14 protein-coding genes are annotated in these 17,089 nt (G+C 74.5%); 8 read left to right on the top strand and 6 right to left on the bottom strand.

From position 1 onward, the window contains the following. Positions 1 to 135 precede the first annotated feature (135 nt). Entirely contained in the window at positions 136 to 1,293 is a 1,158-nt protein-coding gene (locus WMF17_RS38910; RefSeq protein WP_437646088.1) for a CAP domain-containing protein, read from the bottom strand. Positions 1,294 to 1,499: 206 nt separating this feature from the next. Between WMF17_RS38910 and WMF17_RS38905 the strand changes: the two genes are divergently transcribed. The 6 genes from WMF17_RS38905 (at position 1,500) to WMF17_RS38880 (ending at position 8,560) form a co-directional block, all read left to right on the top strand. Then, the gene (locus tag WMF17_RS38905; protein WP_437598489.1) at positions 1,500 to 2,972 is read left to right on the top strand and encodes an MlaD family protein; all 1,473 of its coding nucleotides are present in this window, start codon (positions 1,500 to 1,502) and stop codon (positions 2,970 to 2,972) included. Positions 2,973 to 3,155: 183 nt separating this feature from the next. Continuing rightward, a complete protein-coding gene (locus WMF17_RS38900; protein WP_437598488.1) occupies positions 3,156 to 4,781 on the top strand; it encodes a multiheme c-type cytochrome in 1,626 nt (541 codons plus the stop codon). A gap of 78 nt (positions 4,782 to 4,859) precedes the next feature. Next, the gene (locus WMF17_RS38895; protein WP_437646087.1) at positions 4,860 to 5,777 is read left to right on the top strand and encodes an alpha/beta fold hydrolase; all 918 of its coding nucleotides are present in this window, start codon (positions 4,860 to 4,862) and stop codon (positions 5,775 to 5,777) included. A 325-nt stretch (positions 5,778 to 6,102) separates the two neighbouring features. Then, positions 6,103 to 6,699, top strand: coding sequence for an RNA polymerase sigma factor (locus tag WMF17_RS38890; protein ID WP_437646085.1), 597 nt, complete (start codon positions 6,103 to 6,105; stop codon positions 6,697 to 6,699). Beyond that, on the top strand, positions 6,696 to 7,232 hold the full coding sequence (locus tag WMF17_RS38885) for a hypothetical protein (protein ID WP_437646083.1): 537 nt from the start codon (positions 6,696 to 6,698) through the stop codon (positions 7,230 to 7,232). Before WMF17_RS38890 ends, WMF17_RS38885 begins: the two co-directional genes overlap by 4 nt. Continuing rightward, positions 7,232 to 8,560 (top strand): hypothetical protein, encoded by a 1,329-nt coding sequence (locus WMF17_RS38880; protein WP_437646081.1) that lies wholly within the window; start codon positions 7,232 to 7,234, stop codon positions 8,558 to 8,560. The genes WMF17_RS38885 and WMF17_RS38880 overlap by 1 nt, the downstream gene beginning before the upstream one ends. A 67-nt stretch (positions 8,561 to 8,627) precedes the next feature. Here the strand turns inward: WMF17_RS38880 and WMF17_RS38875 are convergent, their stop codons facing one another. The 3 genes from WMF17_RS38875 to WMF17_RS38865 form a co-directional block, all read right to left on the bottom strand. Then, on the bottom strand, positions 8,628 to 10,514 hold the full coding sequence (locus WMF17_RS38875; protein WP_437646079.1) for a hypothetical protein: 1,887 nt from the start codon (positions 10,512 to 10,514) through the stop codon (positions 8,628 to 8,630). A gap of 174 nt (positions 10,515 to 10,688) precedes the next feature. Beyond that, complete coding sequence (locus tag WMF17_RS38870; RefSeq protein WP_437646077.1) at positions 10,689 to 11,306, bottom strand: hypothetical protein; 618 nt, start codon at positions 11,304 to 11,306, stop codon at positions 10,689 to 10,691. A 44-nt stretch (positions 11,307 to 11,350) separates the two neighbouring features. Then, positions 11,351 to 12,976 (bottom strand): AMP-binding protein, encoded by a 1,626-nt coding sequence (locus tag WMF17_RS38865; RefSeq protein WP_437646075.1) that lies wholly within the window; start codon positions 12,974 to 12,976, stop codon positions 11,351 to 11,353. Between the two features lie 62 nt (positions 12,977 to 13,038). On the opposite strand from WMF17_RS38865, the gene WMF17_RS38860 reads away from it, so the two are divergent. Together WMF17_RS38860 and WMF17_RS38855 are read left to right on the top strand one after the other, a co-directional pair. Further along, positions 13,039 to 13,815: a biopolymer transporter ExbD gene (locus tag WMF17_RS38860; protein WP_437646073.1), complete on the top strand. Its 777-nt coding sequence runs from the start codon at positions 13,039 to 13,041 to the stop codon at positions 13,813 to 13,815. 332 nt (positions 13,816 to 14,147) lie between these two features. After that, a complete protein-coding gene (locus WMF17_RS38855; protein WP_437646071.1) occupies positions 14,148 to 15,494 on the top strand; it encodes a hypothetical protein in 1,347 nt (448 codons plus the stop codon). A gap of 30 nt (positions 15,495 to 15,524) precedes the next feature. On the opposite strand, the gene WMF17_RS38850 is transcribed toward WMF17_RS38855, so the two are convergent. Beyond that, a complete protein-coding gene (locus tag WMF17_RS38850) occupies positions 15,525 to 16,028 on the bottom strand; it encodes a DUF2085 domain-containing protein (protein ID WP_437646069.1) in 504 nt (167 codons plus the stop codon). A 1-nt stretch (position 16,029) separates the two neighbouring features. After that, positions 16,030 to 17,088: a uracil-DNA glycosylase family protein gene (locus tag WMF17_RS38845; protein WP_437646067.1), complete on the bottom strand. Its 1,059-nt coding sequence runs from the start codon at positions 17,086 to 17,088 to the stop codon at positions 16,030 to 16,032. Between the last annotated feature and the right edge of the window lies 1 nt (position 17,089).

Below are 17,089 nucleotides of genomic sequence, written 5' to 3'. Positions count from 1 at the left end.
GCTCCGGGCGCCTGCTCGCCGTGGAAGCGGTGGAAGCCGCGCGCCGGCTCGCGGACGCGCTGGCGGCGCTCGGCCGGTTCCGTCGAGAGCATCGGCGGCGCCAGACCCGGCGCTGCCGCCGCCTGACGGCCGCGATCACCCCGCGAACAGCTGCGTCACCCAGACCCGGCCGCCCGGGTCGCGCACGACGGCCACGCCGGTCCTTCCGTAGCGCCGGTCGAGCAGGTTGCCCCGGTGCGACGGGCTCGCCCAGATCGCGCGGTGCGCTCCCGCGGTCGTGCTCGAGCTGGCCACGTTCTCGCCCGCGATCGTGGCCTGGTAGCCGGCCGCCTTGAGGCGCGCCGCCGGGTCGCCCGAGCCCACGTCGTGGCCCACCATCTTCGCCTTGATCATCTCCTCGGAGTGCGCCCGCGCCAGCGCGCTGAGCGCCGCGTCGCGCGCGAGCGCCGGCAGGTGCTCCGAGGCCCGCGCGGCGTTCATCATCCGCAGCATCGCGTGCTCGTCGCCCTGCGCGCCCTTCGCGGCCTCCTCGCCGGGCGCGGTCGCGCGGACGTAGCGGCCCGGCGGGGCGCTCCCCGCGAAGATCATCGCCTCCAGCACGGGCCTCGGCCCGGTCGACACCGTGGCCAGCACCTGCACGAGCCAGCTCCCCGGCTGGTCGAGCGCGAAGCTCGAGCGGAGCCGCGCGCCCGACAGCGAGCTCACCACCGTCTTGGGCCCGCCCCGCGGCCCCAGCAGCACCACCTTCGCCGCGGTCGCCGGGACCCGCATCGTCCCCTCGAGGGTCACCCACTGCCCCACCCGCGCCTTCGTCGGCAGCGGCGACAGATCCGCGAGCGCGTCCACCCCGACCGCGGCCACGATCATCGTCCCATCCGGCTTCTTCGCCTGGGCCACCCCGCATCGCCGCACCCCGAGCGCGGTCCAGCCCGCGATCCACCCGTCGAGCCGCGCGCCGACGTCCGCCGGCCCGAGCCCTCGGCCCGAGATGGACCAGCCCCGCGGCCAGGCGTGCGGCGCGCCCGCGGCGCGCAGGGCGAATGCGAGCTCATCGGGCGGCATGATCTCCCCTCCCTGGAGCTGCCGCTCGACGTTGCGCCGGGCGACGGCGGCGAGCGCCGTGTCCGCGCTCCCGCAGCGCGACGCGAGCGCGGCGATCTCCGGCGCGAGCGCCGCGGTCGGCTGCGGCGATCGCGTGGTCGCCGCCCACGTGAGCGCCGGCGGCTCCGCGGCCGTCGCCCCGGCGAAGGTGAGCGACGCGCCGAACACCCCTGCGGCCCACCACGACCTCATGCGCCTCGGCTAGCAGATTTCCCGCCCCGGCGCCTCTTTCCTGCCGCCCCGGTGCGCGCGCGCGATGCGCCCGTTGGCCGATGCGCCCGCTGCGCGCCTGTCGGATGCGCGCCCGCTGCGCGCCTGTCGGATGCGCGCTTCCTCGCATCGAGGCGAAAGCCGCGCAGTCTCGCGGTCGGCTCGTGCTACCGTGGCCGTCGCGCAGGATGGCTGAGGTCTCCAGGGCCGCGAAGGTCGGCGTCATGACGATCGTGCTCGCAGGCGCAGCCTACGGCGGGTATCGCTTCGTCTCGCGCGATGTGGGCGGCGGGAACGGCTACCGGGTCTGGGCCACGCTGCCGGACGCCATCGGCGTGTCCCCGCAGTCGCGGGTGATGATCTCGGGCATCCAGGTCGGCGTCGTCGACAGGATCTCGCTCTACAACGGCCAGGCGCGCATCGACATCAAGATGAGCCCCGACGTCCCGCTCTACGAGGACGCGGCCATCGGCAAGCGCGCCACGAGCCTCATCGGCGAGTCGTTCGTCGTGCTCTCGCCCGGCACCGAGGGCAAGCCGCGCATCCCCGACGAGGGGAGGGTCCTGTTTTACATCGACGAGCCGACGATCCAGTCGATGCAGGGGCAGGTCGCCGAGATCCTGAAGGACGTCAAGACCGTCACCGAGACCCTGAGGAACACCGTCGGCTCCGAGAACGGACAGGAGCGGCTCGCGCAGATCCTCGACAACCTCGCGGACGTCACAGAGCAGATGAACGCGACCGTGCGCGAGAACCGCGCGGGCGTCACGCAGACGATCAGCAACATCAACCAGATCACGGGCGAGTCGGGCCCGCGCCTGCGCGAGATCCTGCGCAACGTCGAGCAGGTGAGCCGCGACATCCGCACGATGACGGCGGCGGCCGAGGTGCCCGGCCGCGACGGGAAGCCCGGCGAGCTCCGCAGCGCCGCGGAGCGGGTGGGCCGCGCGACCGAGAACCTCGAGTCGGCGCTGAAGCACGTGGACAGCATCGCCGCGCGCGTCGACCGCGGGGAGGGGACGCTCGGCCGCCTCACCAAGGACGAGACGCTGATCAACGAGGTCGAGACGGTCGTTCAGGACGTCGGCGAGCTCGTCGGCGGGATGAGCCGGTTTCAGACCGTCGTCGGGCTGCGGACCGACTACAACTTCCTGGCCAACACCATCAAGAGCTACGTCGAGCTCAGGCTCCAGCCGACCGAGGACAAGTACTACGTCGTCGAGCTGGTGAACGACCCGCGCGGCAAGACGGACTTCCAGCAGATCGACGTCGACACGACAAACCCGAACGACCCCGCGCACTACCGGGAAGTCCGCACGATCACGACGAACGCCTTCCGCTTCTCGTTCCAGTTCGCGAAGCGGATGGGCCCGTTCACGGGCCGGTTCGGCATCAAGGAGTCGACGGGCGGCCTCGGCCTCGATCTCCACCTGCTCGACGACCGGTTCGAGCTCCGTCAGGACCTCTTCGGCTTCGGCGAGGAGCTGTCGCCGCGCTGGCGGGTCGCGCTCGCCTACGAGTTCATCCGCAAGCTGTGGCTGCTCGGCGGCATGGACGACATCCTGAACACCGATCGCCGGGATTACTTCATCGGCCTGCAGCTCCGGTTCAACGACGCCGACCTGAAGACGGTCCTGCCCTTCGCGCCGACGAGCTTCTGAGCGCGTCGCCGACGTTCGGCGCGTTCTTCTGGGCGCGTCGCCGGCGTTCGGCGCGTTCTTCTGGGCGCGTCGCCGGCGTTCGGCGCGTTCGGCGCGGCCTCCGCCGGTGCGCCTGGGCCCGTGTGCTATAGCGCGGGCATGAAGCGCTCGCTTCTTCGCAGAGTGCGTCGGGGATACGCATTCTTGATTCCTTTCCTCGCGATCGCCGCGGCCGCCGGCGTGGCGGCCTGTCAGGGGTGCAAGCCCCCTGCGACGGGCGCCGCGAGCGCGGAGGCGGGCGCCGATGCGGACGCGACCCGGCCGACGGTGCGGCTCTACGTGCTCAGCACCGTGGCCGGCGCGCTGGAGCCGTGCGGCTGCACGAAGGACCAGCTCGGAGGCATCGACCACCTCGCCGCCCTGATCGAGAGCCAGCGCGACGAGGCGCCGGATCGCCTCGTGGTCGGGGCGGGGCCGATGCTCTTCATGGAGCCCGAGGTGAAGCCGGAGCGCCGCTCCCAGGACGCCTGGAAGGCCGAGGCGATGGCGCTGGCGGCGAAGGAGATCGGGCTCGCGGCGTGGGCGCCCGGCGAGAACGACTGGGCGCTCGGCGCCGAGGCGCTCGCGAAGTACAAGGCGCAGGCCGGGGCGGCCCTGCTCGCCAGGAACCTCGAAGGCGCGGGGGGCGTCCAGGGCGTCGTGGTGCGCGACGTCTCCGGCGTGAAGGTGGGCCTCATCGGCGTGAGCGACCCGAAGGGCCGCACCGGCGCCTATCCCGAGGGCGTCAAGGCCGGCCCGGCGATCGACGCGGTGAAGGCGGGCGTCGAGGAGGCGAAGAAGCAGGGCGCGACGGTGTTCGTGGGGCTCGCGGCCCTGCCGCGGGGCGAGGCGCTGCGGCTCGCGGACAACGCGCCGGAGCTGCACGTGCTCGTGCTGGGCAAGCCCAGCGAGCGCGGGGACATGAACGACGGCCCGAAGCCGCCGGTGCTCATCGGAACGACGCTCGTCGTGGAGACGCCGAACCACCTCCAGTCGGTGGCGGTCGTGGATCTCTTCGTTCGCGGTCAGGGCGACGGCCCGCTCGTGTTCGCCGACGCGGGCGGCGTCGCGAAGGCCGAGGAGCTCATCAGCCTGTCGGCGCGGATCCGGGAGCTCGAGATCCGCCTCAACGGCTGGGAGGGCAGCAAGACGGTCGCCGAGAAGGACATCGCCGATCGGAAGGCCGATCTGGAGAAGCTCCGGGCCGAGAAGGCGAAGCTCGAGGCGGCGGAGACGAAGGTGACCGGCAGCTTCTTCCGCTACAGCTCGGTGGAGGTGCGCGAGAAGCTCGGCGCCGACAAGGAGGTCGCCGGGCAGCTCCTCGCCTATTACAAGCGGGTCAACGCCCACAACAAGGAGGCCTTCGCGGATCGCGTCCCCGAGCCGCCGGCGAAGGGCCAGGCCAGCTACATCGGCATCGACGCCTGCACGAACTGCCACGAGGAGGAGCGCAAGGTCTTCGACGGCACCGCGCACGCGCGGGCCTACGCGACGCTCCAGCAGGACTTCAAGGAGTACAACCTCGACTGCGTGAGCTGCCACGTGACCGGCTACGGCAAGCCGGGCGGCTCCACGGTGACGCACAACGCCTCCCTGCAGAACGTGCAGTGCGAGGAGTGTCACGGCCCGGGCTCGCTGCACGCGAAGGACCCGGAGCAGAAGGGGCTCATCGTGCTCTCGCCCGCGCCCGAGAGCTGCGTCACGCAGTGTCACCACCCGCCGCACGTGGAGGGGTTCGAGCCCATGTCCAAGATGCAGCTCATCCTCGGGCCCGGGCACGGCCGGTACTGACGCAGGGGCGGCGCGCGGCGGCGGCCCTGCGGGCTGCAGCATTTCCGCGCCGTATCGATCGCGCTACGGGGAGCGCCCGTGACGAATGTCCACGCCGTCGTCTCCCGCCTGGGCCCGGCCGAGAGCGCGATCCTCGCGGAGCTCGCCGCGGGCGCGCCGCCGTTCGCGGTGCACCGCCGCGCCGCGCTGAGCTCGGCGCTCCGCTACCTGGAGGGCGGCCACGGCTCGCCGGTGGTCCTCCTGCACGGCCGCGGGAACGCCGCGACGACGTGGTTCCCGCTGCTCCCCGAGCTCGCGCGGCGCCACCGCGTCGTCGCCGTGGATCTGCCGGGCTTCGGCCACGCCTCGTCGCCCCCGTTCGAGGGCGGCGGCTTCGAGGAGGGCCTCCGCTTCTTCGCCGATCCGGTCGAGGAGCTGCTCCTCGAGCTGGGTCTAGGCGACGCCGCGCTCGTCGGTCACTCGCTCGGCGCGCTCGTCGCGGCGGAGATCGCGCTCCGCAGGCGCGTGCGTCCGCGGAAGCTCGCGCTCCTCGGCGCGATGGGGGTCGGGCCGGTCATGACCGCCTGGAGCCGCGCCTACTTCCGCGCCCCGCCGGAGCGCCTCGCGCGGGTGCTCGGCGCCGCGCTCTTCCGCCGCATCCACCCGCCGCGGCCCACGCCGCTCGGCGAGCGCCTCGCGGCCCTGCACGGCGAGCTCTACGCCGTGCCCGACGGCCGGGTCGCGCCCGTCGCCGCGTTCAACGCGCTGTTCCCCGCCGTCGGCCCCGTGCCCCATCGCCTCGCGCGGCTTGGCGAGATCGACGCGGAGACGCTTGTGCTCTGGGGCGAGCGCGACGACGTGTTCCCGGCGCCGCTCGGCATCGCCGCGGCCGCCGCGATCCCCCGCGCCACGCTGCGCATCGTGCCGCTCGGCCACGCGCCGCACCTGGAGGACCCGGCGCTCGTGCTTCCCGAGCTCATCGCGTTCCTCGCCCCCGGAGCAGCCCCCTCACCGTAGCCCTCGTGCGGCGCCGTGACACAGCCGTGGCCGTCCAGGAAGGGTGGGGGGCCGTCCAGGAAGAGAGGGGGGCCGTCCAGGAAGCGAGGGGGGCCGTCCAGGAAGCGAGGGGGGCCGTCCAGGAAGGGTGGGGGGCCGTCCAGGAAGGGTGGGGGGCCGTCCAGGAAGGGTGGGGGGCCGTCCAGGAAGCGAGGGGCGCCGTCCAGGAACGAAGAAGGCGCTCGGTCCGGCCGCGGCGGCCCTCGGCCATCTCGATGCTGCTGGCGCATTCTCGACCGGCCCGTGAAATTTTGGGGAGGGTCCGCGCGAATTGTCTGGGTCCAGCATGATTCCAGCCACCACGCCGCCGTCTCCCCAAGCGTCCGACGGGCTGCCCGCGGCGTCGCTTGTGACGGTGGGGGCGTCTCTCGACGAGACGGCCGCCCTGCGGCCGGTGGTGCGCGCGGCGATCGCCTGCGTGCTCGGTGAGCGGGCCGACCACCCCGACGTCGAGGATTGCACCCACGAGGCGCTCGCCCGGGCCCTCGAGGGGCGCAGCCGTCTCCGCGACGGCGAGCCGCTGCGCCCCTGGGTGCTCGGGATCGCGCGTCACGTGGCGCTGGACGTGCTGCGCCGCCGCCGCCGCACGCGGCGCGCCGAGGCGCTCCCAAAGGCGAGCGCCGAGGAGCAAGGCGAGCTCCTCGATTCGGTGGCGGATCCGGCGCCCGGGCCGGAGGAGCGCGCCGCGCAGACCGAGCGCGCCTGCCGGATCGGGCTGGCCCTGCAGACGCTGGCCGAGCCCCAGCGCCGCGCGCTCCTGGCCTTCCATGTCGAAGGGCTCAACTACCAGCAGATATCACGCCGGCTCGACATCCCGCTCGGGACGGTGGCGACGTGGATCGCGCGAGGCAGGCGCTGCCTGGCCGAGGCGCTCGGGGAGTGATGATGCAGAATGACGACAAGCTCGCGCCGGACCTCGTGTGGCAAGCCGACGGCCATCTGACCGAGATAGCGCTCACCGCGCTCGGCGACGGCGAGGAGGCCATCCTGCCCGAGGGCGCGCTCGCGCATGTCGCTCGCTGCCCGTGCTGCTCCGCGGAGCTCGGCCAGGCGGCGCTCCTGTCGCTCCGCGCGGGGGAGCTGCTGCGCGCCCAGGCGGCGCCCGGCGGCGCGAGGGAGCCCGCCGCGGCGCGCGCCCCGCTGCCGGTCCCCGCGCTCGCCTTCGCCCTGGCGATCTCGGCGCTCGGCGCGGTGCCGTCGCTCGTGGCCGGGGTGGGCGGCCTGCGGGAGGGGTGGGCGGGGCTCTGGCACGCCTGCTCGGTGGTGGTGAGCATCGGCTGCGCCTTCGCGGGGAGCGGGGCCCTGTCCGGGTGGCTCACGGCGCTGCCGTGGCTCTCGGCGGCGCTGCTCCTGATCGTGGGGGTCTATGTCGCGTGGACCAGGGGAAAGCAGCTCTCGCTGAACGGAGGGATGTGATGCGCATCGTCTCGACTCGTCTCTTTTCCTCCTCGCGCCTCGGCGCCGCTGCGCTGGGCGCCGCGCTGGGGGTCTCGACCAGCGGCGCGGCCACGGCGGAGATCCTCCGCAAGGGGTCCTGGCCAGACGTCGAGCCGAAGGTGAGCGTCGAGCTGAGCAACGAGCCGCGCAACGAAGCGGTGAAGCGCGTCGCCCAGGCGGCCGGGTGGAGCCTCGTGCTCAACGCGCCGCCCGGCGACGCCGTCGATCTCCACGTGAAGGACCAGCCGGCGGACCGGGTGCTGGAGCTCCTGCTCGCCGACGGGAGCTACGTCGCGACCCGCGACGGCGACCTGATCGCGATCGCCCCGGCGACGCCGCAGCCGACGCTTGCGCAGGCGGCGCCCGCGCCCGGGCCCCCGGCGGCGCTCGCGCCCGCGGCGTCGCCCGACGACGCGGAGGACGAGGACGCCGAGGAGGCGCCGCCCTCCTCGCGCGGTCGGGATCGGTTCGTGACCGGGGGCAGCCTCCGGGTCGAAAAGGGCGAGGTGGTCAACGACGTGTCGGTGATCGGCGGCTCGCTCGACGTGTGGGGCACCGTCACCGGCGACATCGACGTGATGGGCGGCTCCACGCACATCCACGAGGGCGCGCGCGTGCGCGGCGACGTGTCGACGGTGGGCGGCCCCCTCACCGTGGCCGACGGAGCCCGCATCGACGGCGACGTCGACGTCGTGGGCGGCCCGCTCCACCGGGGCGAGCGCGCGCGCATCCGGGGCGACGTGAACAACGACCTGAGCCCCGCGGGAGGCGACGGAGCGAGCGCGCAGGGAGCGTCCACGCTCGCGCGCAGGGCCGGCCACGCGGTGACGCGCACGGCGTTCCTGTTCGCGTTCGGCGCCGTGATGCTCGCGCTCTGGCCGAGGCGCATGGAGGCGCTCAAGGTCGAGATCGTCGCCCGGCCCATGCGATCGTTCGCGCTCGGCGTGGTGGGCGTCCTCGGCGCCCTCGCGATCGCCGTCGCCCTCTGCGTCACGCTGATCGGCGTGCCGTTCGCGGTGCTCGGCCTGCTGCTCGCCGTCGTCGCCGTGGTCGCGGGCGGCTGCGCCGTGCTCGAGACGGCGGGGGCGGGGCTCTTCGGTCACCGGACAAAGAACCCCTACGCTCACCTCGCGATCGGCTGCCTCGGCCTGCTGATCGTCAGCGCGATCCCGTACATCGGCGGCGCGCTCTGCGCGGCCGTCGCGCTGATCGGTGCCGGGGCGCTCGTCGCGACCCGCCTCGCGGGGCTGCTCCGCCCGAAGGCGCGGAGCGAGGGGGCGGCGGGCCCCTACCGCACGTCGCCCTGACGGGCCCGCGCGGCGCGCCGGCCAGCGCCGGCCGCGCCGGCACGGATCGGCCTGAAGCGGCTGTCGCTCAGTGCACGCCGCCGACGAGCCACGCCTGCGCCGGGACGAGCACCTCTTCCGGTGAGCCTCCGCCCTGCGACGCCGGGCCGGTCGCGCCGCCGTCTCCCATGGACGTCATGCGGAACCCGTGGTCGCCGAACACGAGCAGGAGGGTCCGCGGCGGCAGGCTGGCCATGAACCGCGCGACGACGTCGGCGACCTCCTCCGCGATGGCCTCGATCCGCTCGGCGAACGGCGGCCCCGCGGCGCGCAGGCGCGCCTCCACGAGGTCGAGCTTCATCAGCTCGCGCGACCCGACCCGCTCGCGCCGCAGCGTCGCCACGGCGCGCCCGCGGGCGATGGCGGGCTCCGCCTCGGTCGGGGGCATCGTCTCGCGGAGCCCGTCCGGCCCGCGGGCGAGCAGCGACATCTGCGTCGTCGTCGTGGGCGGCAGCGCCGCCCAGAGCAGCGAGCGCTCCACAAGGATGGCCCGATCCATCAAGATCTCCTTCAGGTGGGCGGCGACGCGCTCACCGAGGTCGAAGCGCATCGCGTCGACGAGCAGGAGCTTCACCCCGCGCGCCCCGTTGAGCCGGCCGATGCGGGCGGCGATGTCCGGCGCATCGAACACCATGGGCGGCCGCTTGCCGGTCACGCGCAGCGCCGAGAATGCCTCCCGGTAGCTGTGCTCGAAGCTGGTCCTCCAGCTGTCGACCACGCCGCGCACGGCCGCGTCCGTCTCGCCCGCGAGCGTCGCGCCGAGCAGCGGCGTGTAGTGGGTGGCGAACAGCTGCTCGATGACCCGGACCGGCTTCGGGCCGCGGGCGTTGTCGAGCTCGACGGCGAGCGCTCGCCACTCGGCCGCGCTGAGGACCCGGTTGCGCGGCGCCTTCCGCTCCGTCCGCGCCGGCGGCATCGCGTCGGCGTCCGCCTGGACGGCGTCGAGGATCGGCGCGGCGTGCGCGCTCGGCGCGGCGGGCTCGGCCTCGGGCGCGGCGCGCGGCGGTCTGAGCGTCGTTGCCGCGCCGCGCTCCTCGGCCGCCGCGCCCGGATCGGCGGCCGGCGCGCCCGGAGCGGCGCTGGCCAGGGCCATCGCGAGCGTCTCGTTCGCGGCGGGCGGCGAGCCCGCCCCGTGCGCCGGCGCGGCGCCTGGGCCTCTCCCGGCGGAGAAGACGGCCGCCGGTGCGTCCGGGCGGCGGATCCTCGACGAGCGGGGGGGCAGCACGCCGCGCGGCCTCGCCTCCGTCCGCCCCTCGGCGGCGGAGGGCGACGCCGGCGCTCCGGGCGCTGCCGGCTCGGCCGGGAGCGCCTCGTCCGGGGCGAGCGCTGCGGCGCCCTGCTGCGCCGGCCCGACGGGGCGCTCCGGTTCGCGCGCCGCGAGGCTGCGGTCCGGCTCGCGCGCCGCGAGGCTGCGGTCCGGCTCGCGCGCCGCGAGGCTGCGCGCCTGCACGCGCAGGTGGGAAATGGCGCCGGGCCCCTCGGGCGCGTTCCTCGCGACGAGGTCCGCGAGGGGCACCGGCGCGAGCACCTGCGCGGACCTGTCGTCCTCGTCGAAGACGAGGGCGACAGGCGCCTCGCGCGTCGCGCTGAGCCAGGCGAGGAGCGTCGCGCTGTCGTCCGGAGGGAGCGCGCCCCGCGCGCCGCCCGCGAGCCGCGGCAGGGCGACGGCGAGCCCCGCGGCGCCGAGCGCCTTCGCCCGGAAGATCTGGTCGGCGATCACCGCCTCGAGCGGCTCGCCTGCCTGGACCCGCGGCGGCAGCGCGCCGCGCATCGCCAGCGCGAGCTCGATGGCCTCGTCGAGCGTCGCGCGGAGCTGCCCGTCCGGCGCCGCCGGGGCGCTCGCCCAGAGGAAGCGCCGCGCCCTGAGCTCGCGCTCGGAGTCGGCGCCCTGCCCGCTCGGGGCAAAGCGGGTCATGCCGGACGGAGGCACAGGGGGGGACGGCGATCGGCCCTCCTCGGAGGCGGCATCGAGGCGGGAGACAGGATCGAGGCGCATCGCGCGGCAACCTGGCAGAACTCGCCGAAACGGGCCAAGTTTCGGCGATCGGGCGGGCGGAGGCCGCCGGGGGACGCCCGCGGGGGCGCGGGCTCAGCGGGACTCGCGCGCTGTCTCGGCCATGAGCGCGAGCAGGGCGCAGGCGATGGCGAACCGGGCGTCGACCCTCCCCTGGTTCATCGACAGGTCGAGCGTGAACTCCTTGACGAAGAACCGGAACACCTGAGTCACCTTCGCGACCTCCTGCTGGTGGAGCTCGATATGCCACTTGCCGGTGAGGAGCGGGAACATGCGGCGGAGCAGCGCGGCGCCGTCCTCCTGCATCAGCCCGACCGGCTGATCCGAGGGGTCGAGGATGTCCCAGGTGTCGCGGAGGAGCGACTTGAGGCCGCGCGAGCGGAGGGTCCCGACCCGCTCGCCGGTGCGCGCGTCGAGGACGTCCAGACACCGATTGAGGGCGACGACCTGCCGCGAACGGATCGTGAGCAGCGGCTGCGACTCCGACTCATCGGCGAAGAGGGTGAACTCCTGGCGCAGCTTGAGCAGCGGGTGCTTGACGAAGCACACGAGGGAGCCGTCGGGCGCATAGACGTGAAACTTGCGGCCGAGCAGCGACCAGAAGGGCCGCTTGATGGTATAGGTGGGGTGCGCGAAGGGTTGAACCGCGAGGCCGCCGTACGCGGCGGGGTCCATGGGGGTGGCAGGCTGCATCGGGGCCGAGTAGGCCGGAGCGGAGCGCCTCGGTCAAGCGACGTCTACCGCGCGCTCGGGGCCCTTCCGCCGGACATGCTCGCCGCGATCGCCCTCGCGATCTCCGGCTTGACGACCTTGCCCATCGCGTTGCGCGGCAGGCTCGGTACGACGATCGACTCGCGCGGCACCTTGTAGGGCGCGAGCCGCTCCTTCGCCCAGGCGCGGAGCGGTCCGGTCGCGCACTCCGCCTCTCGCCCCGGCGCGGCGACGACGACCGCGACGACGCGCTCGCCCCACGCTTCGTCGGGGACGCCGATCACCGCGACCTCGGCGATCGCGCCGTGCTCCCGCAGCGCCTCCTCGATCTCGAGGGCGGACAGCTTGTACCCGCCGCTCTTGAGGATATCGACCGAGGTCCGCCCGAGGAGGCGGAAGCACCCGTCGCTGGAGCGCTCCGCGACGTCGCCCGTGCGGAACCAGCCGTCCTGGAAGGCCGCGGCGGTGGCGTCCTCGCGCCCGAGATAGCCCTTGAAGACGCTCGGCCCCCGGATCCAGAGCTCACCGCGCGCGACCGCGGCGTCGCCGCGTCGCGCCACCGCCTCGCCCGACGCCTCGCCCGGCGCCCATTCCGACGCGTTGCCCGCGTCGTCCGTGATGCGGGCCTCGACGGTCGGCAGCGGAGAGCCGACCCAGCCTGCCCGCCGGCCGCCCGGATCGAGCGGGTTGCTCATGCCGACGCCGATCTCGGTCATCCCGAAGCGCTCGAGCGGGATCGTGCCGGTGAGGTCGCGCCAGCGCTCGGCCAGCGTCACCGGCAGCGCCGCGGAGCCGCTCGTCGCCAGCCGGAGGGCCCGCGCCCCCGCGGCGAAGCCGGGCGCGTCGCCGCGGTCGAGCTGCTCGAGCAGCCGCTGGTACATGGTCGGCACCGCCATGAACGCCGTGGCGGAGCGGCGCGCGATCTCGGCGGCGACGCGCTGGGCGTCGAAGCGCGGCAGCATCCTCGTCGCGCTGCCCGCGAGCAGCGACGTCGTGAGCGCGATGGCGACGCCGTGGAGGTGGTGCAGCGGCAGCGCGTGCAGCAGCACGTCGTGCTCGGAGAAGCCCCAGGCGGCGCGCAGGAGCTCCGCCTGCACGGACAGGTTGCGGTGCGTGAGGAGCGCCCCCTTCGGCTTGCCGGTCGTGCCGCTCGTGTAGAGCAGGAGCGCCGGATCGTCGGCGGCGATGTCCGAGATCGCCCCCTCCGGCCGCGGGGCGGCGCGCTCGAGGTCCTCCACGCGGAGCACGGCGCGGCCCTGCGCGATCGGGGCGACAACGGCGGCGAGCTCGTCTCCGGCGATGATCCGCCGCACGCCGGCGTCGCTCGCGAGCCACTCGAGCTCGGCCGGCGGATAGAGGGGCGACAGCGGCAGCGCGATCCCGCCGGCGAGGATGACGCCGAGGAACGCCGAGAGCCACGCCGCGCCGGGCGGCACGAGGAGCAGGATCCGCTCCCCGCCCAGGGATTCCGGGGAGCTCGGGCTCGCGCGCTCGTCCACGCCGCGCCGCCGGCTGCCGGCGAGCAGCGCGCCGCGCACGCGGAGGGCTCGCTCCGTGAGCGCCGCGAAGGTCGTCGGCCCCCGGTCGTCCTCGACGGCGGTTCGAGCGGACGATCCGAGCTCAGCCAGCCGTTCGACGAGCGGTGAAGCCATCGCGCGAACTCTCGCACAGCGGAGGTGCGCGGAGCCAGGCCGGTTGGTTACACTGCTGCGCCATGCGAGCCTCCTGCCTCCGTTCCGGCGCCTTGCCCCGCCTCGCGGCCGTCGCCGGCTTGATCCTGGCCGCGGCGGCGTGCGAGAGCGCGCCGAAGCCGTCCGAGCCCGGCGCCGCCGCCACGGCGGCCCCGGTCGTCGCGGCGCCCGCCGAGCCGCCGAAGCCGAAGGGCATGCCCGAGCTGCTCGTCGATTCCATGGGCCCCTACCTCGGCCAGCGCGTGGATCTGGCGCAGAAGGACGGGGCCGAGAAGCTCGCGAAGGTGGTCCGCGCGCTGCCGATCGACGGCAAGCCCGTCACGTTGCTGGCCGACAAGAGGGCGAAGCCGAGCGCGGTCGCCGCCGTCGTGACGGAGCTCGGCGCGGCCGGCGCGCCGAAGGTCATCATCAAGACCGACGGCCGCGACGACCTCCCGAAGGAGATCACGGTGGTGCCGGAGGGGCGCGTGTCGAAGCCCCCCGCCTGCGCCGTCAGCGCGATGGTGCTGAAGGACCTCGCGACGGCGATCTGGCCGTTCGGCGGCGGCATGGGCAAGCGCCAGCGGAAGGGGCTCGCCGGCCCGGATCTGTCGCACACCGGCGAGCAGCTCACGAAGGACATCGCCGCGTGCAGCGCGACGGTGGCCTTCTTCTCGGCGGATGACGATGTGCCCTGGGAGATGGCGCACAACCTGGCGGGCACGGTCATCGGCTCCGACGCGAAGAAGAAGCTCGACACGCTCGTCCTGCTCCGCGCTGCCCCGGTCGCGGGGCGGCCGGTGCAGCTCGGTGGAGGCTGACGTGCGCGGCGCCGGGGGCTCCATCACCCTGGATCGCCGCACCCTCAGGGGCGCGTCCGCCGGAAGGAACGTCCGGTGCGCCCGGCGCCCGGCGCGCGCCGTTGCGAGAAGACCATCAATTTCTGGTGGGGAGAGGCTCGGTGGGGTCTCATCGAGCGCGGGCATGGTGGGGCATGGCCGCGCGGCACGATCCGGCACACGGGGGGTGCTGCGAGCGCACGGAAACCGCGGGGGGGCGCTCGCCGTTGGGGCCGGCCTGGATCATGAATAGGGCGAGTCGCCGGTCCCCTGCGCCATCGGGGGCGTGACGATCACGGGAGGATGGTTCGGACATGTCGAAGCGACTTCTTGCATCGGCCCGCGCGAACAGGGGCCGCAGCCTCCGTCCCCGGGCTTCTCAGCCCCGCAGGTCGGCGGCGCTCGAGGGGCCGACCTTCGCGACCCAGGATCCGGCGCAGCCGGTGGCGAGCGGCCAGGACGTCGCCGGGGCGGCCGAGGAGCTCTCCGCTGCTCCTGCGCCGGCAGCCGAGGTCTGTGCGACCGCTGCGCCGCCGGCCGTCGAGGCGCCCGCAGCCCCGTCGGCAGCGCCGGCGCCCGCTGCGCCGCCGGTTGCCCGGGTGGCCGCTGCTCCGCTGGCCGCGGAGGCGCCCGCTGCTCGGAAAGAGGCGCCCGCTGTTTCGAGGATCTCCGAGGCGCCCGCCGCGCCGCCGGCCGCTCCACGCAGCACGAGCGACGCGGCGCCTCTCAAGGCGCTGGATTCCGACCCGTCGACAGCGTCTGAACGAGCCGGCGCCTCGGAGCCGCCGGCAGGCCCGGCGTCCTCACCCGACGAGCCGTCGCCCGACTCGGACGCGCTGGATCTGATGGACCCTTCCTCGCCGACGGCGGCGTTCTTCCGGCGCGAGGAGGAGTCGTTCCCGCCGCTCACCGAGGTGGCCAATCATCCCGACGAGCACGCTGACGAGCGCCTCGTGGTGGTGCATCAGCTGTCGCCCGAGACCCTCGCCCGCCGGGCGCGCCTTCGCCGGATCGTCGCGGCGGTCGCGGGGCTCGCCGGGGTGATCTCCGTCGCGGTGGTCGCCAAGTCGGTGCTCTCGGGCAAGCCGTCCTCGCAAGCGCCGGTCGCGATGGCAGCGCCTGCTTCGAAGCCGGCGCACAGGGAAGCGAAGCTCCTGGCCGTGGCAGGGAATCCTGCGCCTGCACGGGAGAAGGCGCCTGCGCAGGCCGAGCCGGCGCGGACGGAGGCCGCGGCAAAGGGGGCGGAGGCCGCTCCCGAGCCGCTGAAGGCGACCGCGGAGGCGGAGAAGGCAGCCGCGGAGAAGGCCGAGGCGGAGAAGGCAGCCGCGGAGAAGGCCGAGGCGGAGACGGCTGCGGCCGAGACGGCTGCGGCAGCCGAGGCCGCGGAGGCCGCGGCGCCCGCGGTCAGCCCTGAGGACGCAGGCAAGCTGAAGAAGGAAGCGCTGAGCTTCCTCAACCGCGGCAGGTACAAGGACGCGATCGAGGCGTCTCGCGCCGCCATCGCGGCCGATCCGACCGACGCGCTGCCCTATCTCTACCTGGGCTCGGCGCTCCAGGACACGGGCAAGTGGAAGGATGGCGTCGCGGCGTACAGCGAGTGCGTTCGCCATGCCACGAAGGGCCCCGTGCACGAGTGCAGGGCCATGGGGGGCCGCAAGTAGCGCTCGGCCCGGGCGCCAGGCGAGCTGCGTTCAGCCCGGGCGGCGAGCGAGCTGCGCGAGGAACGCCGCGGCCACGGCGTAGCCGAAGGCCAGGCCTGTGGCGAGGCGGGTGGCATGCCAGACCGGGCGCAACCCGAGATCCTGGGTCGCCACGTCGAGCGCCATCAACGCGCTGAGGCCGATCAGGATCGGGCGCCACGTCGTCATCGCCAGGCGAGGCCGCGCGATCGCGGCGCCCGCCGCGACGCCGGCGAAGATGCCAGCGCAGCGGCTGCAGAGCGGCATCACGACGCCCTCGAGCGCGAGGGACCGCCCGGGCATGCGGTGGCATATCGGCACGAAGAGGCGATCGAGCGCGGCGCCGAGCTCTCCGAGCGGCAGGTGGCTCCGCGCCAGGGCGATGCACCAGGGCAGGATGCCGAGGAGCGCCAGCGCGCAGCGCACAGCCGAGAGCAGCGATGGCGGCTCGGCCGGAGGCGCCCCGCCGGACGCCCGCGCCGCCGGGGTCTCGCGCCCGGAAGCGCAGGCGGTCACGTCAGCCTCGGTCGGGCGCGCTCTTGCCGAGGTGGCGCATCACCTCTTTCAGGTCGCTCCAGACCTCTCGCTTCGCGCTCGGCTGGCGCAGCAGGTAGGCCGGATGGAACGTGGGCATGATCGGGATCGAGCCCTTGTAGAGCTTCCAGGTCCCGCGGAGCTTCGTGATCCCCTCGGTCGTGCCGATCAGCCCCTGCACCGCGGTGGCGCCGAGCGCCACGATCACCTTGGGCTTGATCAGCGCGAGCTGGGACGCGAGGTAGGGGCTGCAGGTCGCCATCTCGGCCGGCTCGGGCTTGCGGTTCTTCGGCGGCCGGCACTTCACGATGTTGCAGATGTAGACCCCGTCGCGCTGGTACCCCATCGCCGCGATCATCTTGTCGAGCAGCTGTCCGGCCGGGCCGACGAACGGCTCGCCCTGCAGGTCCTCTTCCGCCCCGGGCCCCTCGCCGACGAACACGATCTCGGAGAGCGGGCTGCCGCGCGAGAACACGGTGTGGGTGCGGCCCTCGTGGAGCGGACACTTCTGGCAGGTGCGGACCTCTTCCGCGAGGAGCGCGAGCCGCGTCACGCGCTCCTCTGGCGTAACCGGCTGCGGTGCGTTCGCGCGCGCAGCCGGTTCGGCGCGCGGCGACGAGGCGGCGCTCACGGCAGGGCGGGACGGCTCGGGACCCCGCTGCGCCTGCACCGGAGACCGCGCCGCCTGGGCCTCGGCGGAGCGCTGCTCCGGATGCGGCGGGGAGACGGCGGCAGCGGCGGGGCGCTGCTCCGGATGCGGCGGGGAGACGGCGGCAGCGGCGGAGCGCTGCTCCGGCGGCGCGAAGGCCGCGCCGCTGCCCCCGCGCGATGCCGGCGGTGAAGGCGCATCCAGCCCGGCGAAACCCCGCTCCGCGCGGCGAGGGGCCGGCGGACCGCCGTCCGGAGACGACGCGCCCAGCGCCTCGTGGAGCGCTGAAGGATGGCCCGGCAGCCCGTCCGCGCCGGTCGCTGCGTGCCATTCCAGGAACGCCCGGACCGAGGCGGTCAGATCGGCGAGCTCTTCGCGCAGCGCTTCAACCATC

This window comes from Sorangium sp. So ce362, assembly GCF_051519845.1.
Classification (GTDB): domain Bacteria; phylum Myxococcota_A; class Polyangia; order Polyangiales; family Polyangiaceae; genus Sorangium.
This window is presented reverse-complemented; position numbering and strand designations above follow the sequence as displayed.